The sequence below is a fragment of the Succinivibrio dextrinosolvens DSM 3072 genome (genome assembly GCF_900167015.1).
GTDB lineage: Bacteria > Pseudomonadota > Gammaproteobacteria > Enterobacterales > Succinivibrionaceae > Succinivibrio > Succinivibrio dextrinosolvens.
Genome location: NZ_FUXX01000063.1, coordinates 1 through 9,407 on the forward strand (window position 1 = coordinate 1; position 9,407 = coordinate 9,407).

The following is a 9,407-nucleotide window of genomic DNA, read 5'->3' on the forward strand; positions in this document are numbered from 1 at the left end:
ATAGAAGAAAGCCCTGATGAATTTTATTATATTCAAATCAGGGCTTTCCACAGATTCACGGATGAACCAAAACATGTAGCAGTTCTTACAGCCTTCAGAGATTTTTATGCAGCCGTGCCATGGATTCCAGATATCGTGCAAAACAGATACCTCAAGGAGGAGAATTTAGAAACAATAATCCCCGGATAACCGGGGATTAAAAGATTTTAATCTAAGAAGCCGCGTAGGCCCTGTGATCTGCAAGGATGACGCAGTTTTCTTAAGGCCTTAGCCTCAATCTGACGGATACGCTCACGGGTAACACCGAACTGACGACCAACCTCCTCAAGAGTGTGGTCAGATGGCATACCGATACCGAAACGCATACGCAGAACCTGAGCTTCACGAGGAGGCATCTCATCAAGAACACCGTTAATTGCGTTCTTCAGACTCTCAGATGTTGCAGCCTCTGCTGGTACAACAATTGAGCTGTCCTCAATGAAATCGCCTAAATGTGAATCGTCATCATCACCAACTGGAGTTTCAAGAGAAATAGGCTCCTTGGCAATCTTCATTACCTTACGGATCTTCTCCTCAGGTAAGCCCATCTTTACAGATAGCTCTTCTGGAGTTGGTTCTCTGCCCTTCTCCTGAAGCATCTGTCTTGAAATACGGTTCAGCTTGTTGATGGTCTCAATCATGTGAACAGGGATACGGATGGTACGGGCCTGATCAGCAATAGATCTGGTAATAGCCTGTCTAATCCACCATGTTGCATAGGTTGAGAACTTGTAACCACGACGGTACTCAAACTTATCAACAGCCTTCATCAGACCGATGTTTCCTTCCTGAATCAGATCAAGGAACTGTAAACCTCTGTTAGTGTACTTCTTGGCAATAGAAATAACTAGACGAAGGTTAGCCTCAACCATGTCTTTCTTAGCTTTCTTAGCCAGAGCGTCACCCTTCATTACTCGTCTTGCAAGATCACGCAGACGGGTAATTGAAATACCAGAACTCTCTTCGATTTCACGAAGTACGTTTACACACTTCTGAACATCAGCCTCATACTCTTTGAACTTAGCGTGAGAAGCCTTCTTAACCTTGCAGGCTTTCTCGAACCAGCCCATGTCGGCAACATTCTCGTTTTCGTTATAGAACTTCTTGAGCTCGTCAATCTTCATTCCACAACGGCCAACTGCGATTTCTCTGATTCTTCTGTCCTGACGCTTAACACTGTCCATAGTGTCATGCATCTTGCGAAGTAATGACTCAAGCTGAGAAGGAACAATCTTGAAGCACTGGAAGATTTCAATCAGCTTTTCAAGTTCCTTCTGATACTTCTTGTCAGTCATTGACTTCTGACGAGCAGCAGTTACCTTGTCAAACTGCACTCTAAGTTCGGTAAATCTCTTGCGGGTCTCTTCTGGATCAGGACCTGAATCATTTGGAGAATCAGCACCATCGTCTGAATCATCCATATCATCATCGTCATCTGAGTCATCTGAAACCTGAGCTTTCTTCTTGGATTTCTTAGTGCTCTTCTTTGATGGAGTATCTTCGATATCAATATCACCATCGGCCTCATCCAGAGCTTCAAGCTCCTTATCCAGCTCAGCCTCTGCGGTTTCATCAATGTCTTCTAGAACATCAGAGTCATCCTGAGAAGGTGCACCGTCAGCAAAGCCATTGATAATATCGCCAATCTTGATTTCAGACATAGGATCCATTGTCTGCTCATAACGGGCAAACAGTTCTTCCATTGCCTGAGGATACTCTACAAGACAAACCTGAACTTCATTGGTACCTTTCTCGATTCTCTTTGAGATCTCGATTTCGTCTTTACGGGTAAGCAGTGATACGTTACCCATCTCACGCATATACATACGAACTGGATCAGTAGTTCTGCCAATATCAACAGAACTGTCCAGCTGATTTGCTACAATTTCAACGTCTTCAGAGTCTGTCTGGGAATTGCCATTCAGAAGAATGTCGTCCGCCTCAGGAGGGGTCTCACATACAGTGATCCCCATGTCAACAAAAGTCTGAATGAAAACTGAAAGCTGATCGCCACTAATAATATCAGGTGGAATTAAATCATTGATTTCATCAATTGTTAAGTAACCTTGTTCTTTACCCTTTGCAATAAGTTGTTTGAACTCAGTACTTGCAGAATTATTATCCATTTATCTTAGTAGTCCTAGGAGCTGTAGTCATATGACACGAAATGGGTAAGGTTACCCTTGCCCATCCCGACTTAATATTTATAGGCTAGAAAAGCTTAAAATGCAAAGAAATTCGCAATTTTTTTATTCTAGCTCTAGATCATCAGGTAGTGATGCGTTGTGATAAACATTCTGGACATCATCAAGATCTTCCATAGCGTCGATCATACGCATGAACTTAACTGCGGTTTCAGCATCTAACTGAGCCTCAGTTGATGGTACCATTGAAACTTCAGCATTTGTTGGCTTGATTGAAGCAGCTTCGAAAGCTTCTACAACATCAGCGAAAGCTTCTGGAGCGGTGTAAACATCGATTGAACCGTCATCGTTGGTAACGATATCATCAGCACCAGCCTCAAGACCGATTTCCATTGCCTTCTCTTCATCGACAGGCATCTTACCGTCTTCATCCTCAGCAAAGCTGATAACACCCTTCTTGGTGAACAGGTAACCAACAGAACCTGAAGTACCTAAGTTGCCGCCAAACTTGGTGAAAGCATGTCTTACATCAGAAGCTGTACGATTGTGGTTATCAGTCATGCACTCAACCATAACTGCTGCACCGCCAACACCATAACCTTCGTAGGTGATGTTCTCTAAATCAACACCATCACCGCCGCCAACACCACGCTCGATTGCACGCTTGATGGTGTCACGAGTCATGTTCTGTGCTAAAGCAGCAACAACTGCAGAACGTAAACGAGGGTTGCTTGACTCGTCACCGCCGCCCATACGAGCAGCAGTTGTGATTTCACGAATCAGCTTTGTAAAAATCTTACCACGCTTAGCATCCTGTGCTGCCTTACGGAAACGAATATTGGCCCACTTGGAATGTCCTGACATTTTTTTCTCCTACTTCACGCTTAGCGTTATTTTTCGATATCGGTTACAGCAATAGCTAGCTCATTTAATGCATCGCTACTTGCAAAATTAGGTGCATCTGTCATTAAACATGCAGCTGCGGTTGTCTTAGGGAATGCGATTACGTCACGAATATTGTCAGTGCCAGCAATCAGCATAGTTACACGGTCTAGACCGAATGCAAGACCAGCATGTGGAGGTGCACCGAATGACAGAGCGTCTAACAGGAATCCGAACTTCTCGCGAGCCTCTTCCTTAGAAATACCTAAAACAGTAAATACAGCGTTCTGCATGTTCTGATCGTAGATACGAACAGAACCACCACCTGACTCATAACCATTGATTACAAGATCGTATGCATCAGCATATACTGACATAGGATCAGCAATCAGCTGCTCAGGAGTTACATCCTTTGGAGCAGTGAATGGGTGGTGCATTGCAGTTAAACCAGCTTCATCAGTCATTTCGAACATTGGGAAGTCAACAACCCATAGTGCCTTATAACCGTCTGCAACAAGATTTGCATCCTTTGCAGTCTTAAGACGTAGAGCACCCATTGCAGTTGCAGTCTTAACTCTTGGACCGCAGCCGATGAATACCATATCACCGTCTTTAGCACCTGATAAAGCAACTAAATCGGTTAATTCCTTCTCGGTAACGTGCTTACCGAAAGAAGCCTTTAAGCCTTCAGCACCCTTGGCAATCTCGTTAACCTTGATGTATAGAAGACCTGAGCCGCCCATCTTCTTAACGTAGTCAGTGTAATCATCAATCTGACGACGGGTTAGAGCAGCACCGCCTGGAAGTGCAAAAGCAATAACACGTGACTTATCATCACATGCAGGCTCTGATAGAACTTTGAACTCTGAATTCTTAACAGCTTCATCAACAAGCTTTAATTCAAAGTCAATTCTTAAATCTGGCTTGTCAGAACCGAAACGATCCATAGCCTCTTCCCATGTCATTACAGGAAGCTTGCCTAAATCTACATTCTTCATGTTCTTGAACAGAGAAACAATCATTTCTTCCATGATGTCTCTTACGTCCTGAGAGGTCATGAATGATGTCTCAACATCGATCTGAGTAAACTCAGGCTGTCTGTCAGCACGAAGATCTTCATCTCTGAAGCACTTAACAATCTGATAATATCTGTCATAACCAGCAATCATCAGCAGCTGCTTGAACAGCTGAGGTGACTGAGGTAAAGCGTAGAATTTACCATGGTGAACACGAGATGGAACTAAATAGTCACGTGCACCTTCTGGAGTTGCCTTTGTCAGCATAGGGGTTTCAATATCAAGGAAACCATGTGAATCCATGAACTGACGAACAAAATGAGTAATCTTTGCACGGGTGGTTAACATGTTAACCATCTGTGGACGGCGTAGGTCTAAGTATCTGTAACGTAAACGCTGCTCTTCAGTGTTCTCCTGGTTGAAGTCTAGAGGAAGAGCTGCAGACTTGTTGAAGATCTTAAGCTCACTGGCATAAACTTCAATCTCACCAGTTGCCATCTTAGAATTTATCTGATCTGCAGGACGTGCCTTAACAGTACCCTTAACGCAGATACAGAACTCATTTCTTAAAGTTGAAGCAACTTCATGTAACTGCTGATTGTCAGGCTCGAAAACAACCTGAACGATACCGGTACGATCACGAAGATCGATAAAAATTAAACCACCTAAATCGCGTCTACGGTTAACCCAGCCACATAGTGTAACCTGAGTATCTTTGGCGCTAAGATTTACATTACCACAGTAAATTGAACGCATTGACATAAAAATATATTAGCCTCTTTATCTATAGGCATAGACTTAAAAAATGGCAGATCTCTCCATTATACAAACGCTGAATCTTTATTACGAAACAGCCTTTAATTCATGTCCTATCTCAGAGAGATTTGAACATAAAACATGAACAGATCGCGCAAAATAACATTATTTCAAAATTTCAACATTATACGAAATAAATGAGAGCTAATCAACATTTTCAGGATCTGAAATAATGGTTAAACGGCTTTAATATGCCATTTGTCAGCATATTAAACAGCAAATATTTCTCAACTTGCGCATTTAAATCAGAAATTCGGCATTATTCAGTTAAAAGCTCTTTTTTATGAAATCTGCTTAACAATATTTGCACCATTCCAACGCAATACAATCGCCCAAATAAAAAAAACAAAAATATGCTAAAATGAGGCGAGCCTAAGGAGGTTTATTTTATGATCAGAGCTCTTAAGAAAATCGTTTTTGCAGCTTGCATTGGCGTTATGTCATTCTCTAGCATTGCTGCCCAGGAATCAGCTAACCAGAAAAAAGTATTAAATGTAGGTTGTGAAGGTGCATTTGCTCCTTTCACATATATAAATGATGAAGGCAATATCACCGGTTTTGATATTGATCTGATAAAAGAGCTTGGTAAACACTTAGGTTACGAAGTTAATATCAATGTAATGCAGTTTGATGGTCTGCTTCCATCTCTGATGGTTGGAAACATTGATCTGATTATCTCTGGCTTTACTATCACCGAGGAACGGGCCAAGAAGGTCGACTTCTCTGATCCTTACTACCTTTGCGGTATGAGCTATGTAATCAATAAGAAGAATCTTAAGAAATATGATTCATATGAAAAGCTGAACGGTAAGACCTTATGTACTCAGCTTGCTGCTACTGGAACAAACTTCGCTCAGAAGTATCTTCCTAAATCACACCTGAAGATTTTCAATGCACCTCCTGAGACCTATATTGAATTAGGCAATGACAGCTGTGTTGCTGCTGTTCACGATAAGCCTGTAAATGACTTCTTCCTTGCAAGAGACACATCAGGCAAATTCACATCTGTTGAGATTACTCAGCATATCAACAAGGAATACTATGGTATTGCCGTACAGAAAGGTAACGAGAAATTACTAAAAGAGATTAACCAGGGCTTAAAGGAAATCGAAGAAAACGGAGTATTCGAGAAGGTAAGCAAAAACTGGTTCGGTCACAATATTCTAGATTCACTAAAAGAAGAATAGATTCCAAATCTCTCACACCCTAGCTTGAAACTAGGGTGTTTTTCTATCAAATCCACTCAATTTTCTTTTAACTAACATTTTATAAGACATCTGTTTTATTTTTCGTATTCCAAAAAGGAATTGATATTCTTTAAAACCTTCAGCTGCTTGATAATCTCCTCATTCCAAAAATCCTTCTGCATTCCGTTATTAGCCTGAATAGCACTCTTTCCTACAAATGAATCCATGAATCTGTAACTGTTTTCCCTATAGGTATTCCAGGCGTTCTGCATGTTAAACAGATCATCCTCACAGCCTTTTTCTTTGCAATGAGTCTTAAGATTATTATATGTTGTGTCCAGTTCCTCATTAACCATCTTCTCAAGCGTATTGGCACAAGCGGCAGCCTCAGCCATTGAGCGAGAGTCTGTAACACAGTTTCTAAGGAACAGACCTTCTCTTGGATCAGACTCAAGACGATAACCAACAGGAACAATAATGTTGGTAGTCCCATCCTTGTAATCCTGACCAAACAGGCTCTTTACATAGAATTTCAATTTAGCTGGATTTTTTCCAGCAAAGATCTGAGCCTGAAGCTCAGCTATCTTTTTTTCATCAACAAGCCCTTTCTGATAATTATCCAAAAGAGACTTCAGTTTTTTAACCTTATCTTCCTCTTCCTGAATCTGACTTTTGAGCTGAGCTACAAAATATTCATTATCATAAGCTTCTTCTTCAGCATATGAACTGTTTATAAATATGGAGCTGAAGGCTATCACAGTGCCAAGCAATAGATTTTTTCCAGACATACTCATACCTCATATTTTGTAAAATTACAAAAGGGGTATTTTTGATAATAGTTTTAAATCGATATTTTGGATGAGGAGAGGTTCACACAATTTTGGGTTGTTAACCTGATTTTTTTTGTGAAGAACATCAAAATTGATGGGTAACTGATATTGAGAATAATACTACATCAGGTTGAAATACCTGAAAACATTAGGTCATTTCTTTGATTCAGCTCAATTTTATTTTTCGCCTCCATGCTATTAGAGGTAGTCAGCTTTGGTGCACAGATTGTCACAACTATATGTTTTCAATATGATAGGAAAAGACATCAATATAATGAGTGAACGCAGTTTATCTATCTGTTTATCTACCAAGAAATCCCTGTACTTTCAGAATGTTAATACGACATGGATTCCTTATTTCTAAAACAGATTCAGATCTAGTCCAACATATAACAATAGGAGTAAATAATGAAAACAATAGGACTGATAGGAGGTATGAGCTGGGAGAGCACAATCACCTACTACCAGATTTTAAACAGCTGCACTGCCAAAAAGCTTGGTGGATTCCACTGCTCAAAGATTCTTATGTACAACGTGGATTTTGCCGAACTTGAAGATAATATGTCAAAAGGTAACTGGGAAGGAAATGCTCAGATTCTTACTAAGGCAGCAAAAACTCTAGAGGCAGGTGGTGCAGATTTCATTGTGATTGCAACCAATACCATGCACAAGCTCGTACCTCAGATTGAAAAACAGATTAGCATTCCTATTCTGCATATATCTGATGCAACTGCAGCACGAATTAAGAGAAATAATCTAACAAAAATCGGACTTCTTGGTACCAGATTCACCATGACAGAAGACTTCATCAAACAGAGACTTGCAAAAGCCGGTCTTGAGGTGATTATTCCAGAAGAGAAAGATCTTGAAATCGTGGACAATGTTATCTTCAACGAACTGTGTTTAGGAAACATAAAAGAAGAATCCAGAAAGGAATACCAGAGAATTATTTCTTCTATGAAAGATAAAGGTGCTCAAGGAGTTATTCTCGGATGTACTGAGATTGGTATGCTTATAGGAGAAAAAGACAGCGTTCTACCTGTATTCGATACAACTGTTATTCATGCAGAGGAAGCTGTATCATACGCTCTTTCTGACAATTAGACGCCTTTTGTACGCTCTTATGCTTATTCTCGGCATTATATGCCGGGAAAAATTTAAACAAAGTATAAAAGCTCATCCTCACCTCATTTTTTTCTAATTACAATCTAATTCTCATTATTCAGAAATCATACAGAACATCTGTCACATTAAGAGTCCAATCTCTATGCTCTTAGGATTTCATTAATCTAAGATTAAACATAAAACATAACAAGAGAGTATATGTGAATTGAGAAAACGTACAATAAACATCATCATCATAATGTATGTAATACTGTTCACAGCAACAGCCATATCCTTTATAAGAGCAAAAAACAACACTCTTCATGTAGGAGTGGACGGTTATTGCGCTCCATTCAGCATTACCAGCAGTCAAGGAGAACTTAGCGGTTATAACATTGATGTTATAAGCGCTATAGCAAGAGCACTGAACTATAAAATTGAGTTTAGAATTATCCCCTTCACTGCCCTAGAAAAAGATCTAAAAAGGAGACTTGTGGATGTTGTAATTGCTCCTATGGATAGTGGCAACGATAAAAATATCAGACCAGATATTATCTATACTAATCCATATTATTTTAATAATCTGACAATACTAAAAAAAATTGACAGAGAAATATCATATACAGAAAAAGGATTTGGTAAAGGAACAAAGATCTGCTTACCAAATAAGCCATATATATTAGATTATGTAAGATCCCATTTTGACGGAACAGTAATAAAAATCTATAACGGATCTAAAAATGCAGTAGATGCTATATATAAGAATCAATGTGATGTAGTAGTCGATACCAAATCAAGTAACGAATACTATAGAACAAAACATAGACTTAATAAAATGGAAGTTAAGCCTATATACAATGCATATGAATACGACCATATCTACAAGATAGCAATGAATGCCAACAAGAGGTATTTAAAGGAAAGAATAAACAAAGCTATAGAACATTTAATTCAGACAGGTGAATTAAACAGGATCCATGAGAAATGGTTCTCATCGAAATATCAGGTCAAAAAGATTTAGAGACTATAGAAACACAAAACCCAGTCACTAAGGACTGGGTTTATGTAAAAAATGGCGGAACGGACGGGAATCGAACCCGCGACCTCCTGCGTGACAGGCAGGCATTCTAACCGGCTGAACTACCGCTCCGCATTATAGGGTGCCTGGTGGTGACCTACTCTCACACAAACGTACGTTGCACTACCATCGGCGTTACTGCATTTCACTTCTGTGTTCGGAATGGGAACAGGTGGTTCTACAGCACTATGGCCGCCAGGCGAATTGGGTTTTAACTTAAAAAACTTTCACTGATTTCAAACTTCACTAGTCTTGCGTACTCCAGATGCCTTCCGGGGTTGTATGGTCAAGACGTTCAGAGCATTAGTACT

General features: G+C 40.0%; 8 protein-coding genes, 1 tRNA gene and 1 rRNA gene. 3 read left to right on the forward strand and 7 right to left on the reverse strand.

Annotated elements, in window-relative coordinates:
• The 4 genes from B5D46_RS12500 to aspS form a co-directional block, all read right to left on the reverse strand.
• The coding region (locus B5D46_RS12500) for a DUF5131 family protein (protein WP_143675676.1) at nucleotides 1–141 on the reverse strand (141 nt) is incomplete at its 3' end.
• Between the two features lie 65 nt (nucleotides 142–206).
• Nucleotides 207–2,165 carry an RNA polymerase sigma factor RpoD gene (gene rpoD, locus B5D46_RS11260; protein ID WP_078929535.1) on the reverse strand — a complete coding sequence of 653 codons (1,959 nt, stop codon included), beginning with the start codon at nucleotides 2,163–2,165 and terminating at the stop codon, nucleotides 207–209.
• Nucleotides 2,166–2,288: 123 nt separating this feature from the next.
• Nucleotides 2,289–3,047: a YebC/PmpR family DNA-binding transcriptional regulator gene (locus B5D46_RS11265; RefSeq protein ID WP_078929536.1), complete on the reverse strand. Its 759-nt coding sequence runs from the start codon at nucleotides 3,045–3,047 to the stop codon at nucleotides 2,289–2,291.
• A gap of 26 nt (nucleotides 3,048–3,073) precedes the next feature.
• Nucleotides 3,074–4,837, reverse strand: coding sequence for an aspartate--tRNA ligase (gene aspS / locus B5D46_RS11270; protein WP_078929541.1), 1,764 nt, complete (start codon nucleotides 4,835–4,837; stop codon nucleotides 3,074–3,076).
• A gap of 449 nt (nucleotides 4,838–5,286) precedes the next feature.
• On the opposite strand from aspS, the gene B5D46_RS11275 reads away from it, so the two are divergent.
• The gene (locus tag B5D46_RS11275; protein WP_078929537.1) at nucleotides 5,287–6,084 is read left to right on the forward strand and encodes a basic amino acid ABC transporter substrate-binding protein; all 798 of its coding nucleotides are present in this window, start codon (nucleotides 5,287–5,289) and stop codon (nucleotides 6,082–6,084) included.
• Nucleotides 6,085–6,179: 95 nt separating this feature from the next.
• Here the strand turns inward: B5D46_RS11275 and B5D46_RS11280 are convergent, their stop codons facing one another.
• Nucleotides 6,180–6,872 carry a lysozyme inhibitor LprI family protein gene (locus B5D46_RS11280; RefSeq protein ID WP_159443109.1) on the reverse strand — a complete coding sequence of 231 codons (693 nt, stop codon included), beginning with the start codon at nucleotides 6,870–6,872 and terminating at the stop codon, nucleotides 6,180–6,182.
• 450 nt (nucleotides 6,873–7,322) lie between these two features.
• Between B5D46_RS11280 and B5D46_RS11285 the strand changes: the two genes are divergently transcribed.
• Nucleotides 7,323–8,018, forward strand: a complete 696-nt coding sequence (locus tag B5D46_RS11285) for an aspartate/glutamate racemase family protein (protein ID WP_078929539.1) — start codon at nucleotides 7,323–7,325, stop codon at nucleotides 8,016–8,018.
• Nucleotides 8,019–8,244: 226 nt separating this feature from the next.
• A complete protein-coding gene (locus B5D46_RS11290) occupies nucleotides 8,245–9,039 on the forward strand; it encodes a substrate-binding periplasmic protein (RefSeq protein WP_078929540.1) in 795 nt (264 codons plus the stop codon).
• 52 nt (nucleotides 9,040–9,091) lie between these two features.
• On the opposite strand, the gene B5D46_RS11295 is transcribed toward B5D46_RS11290, so the two are convergent.
• Together B5D46_RS11295 and rrf are read right to left on the reverse strand one after the other, a co-directional pair.
• Nucleotides 9,092–9,168, reverse strand: a tRNA-Asp gene (locus tag B5D46_RS11295).
• Between the two features lie 12 nt (nucleotides 9,169–9,180).
• Nucleotides 9,181–9,296, reverse strand: a 5S ribosomal RNA gene (rrf, locus tag B5D46_RS11300).
• Nucleotides 9,297–9,407 lie beyond the last annotated feature (111 nt).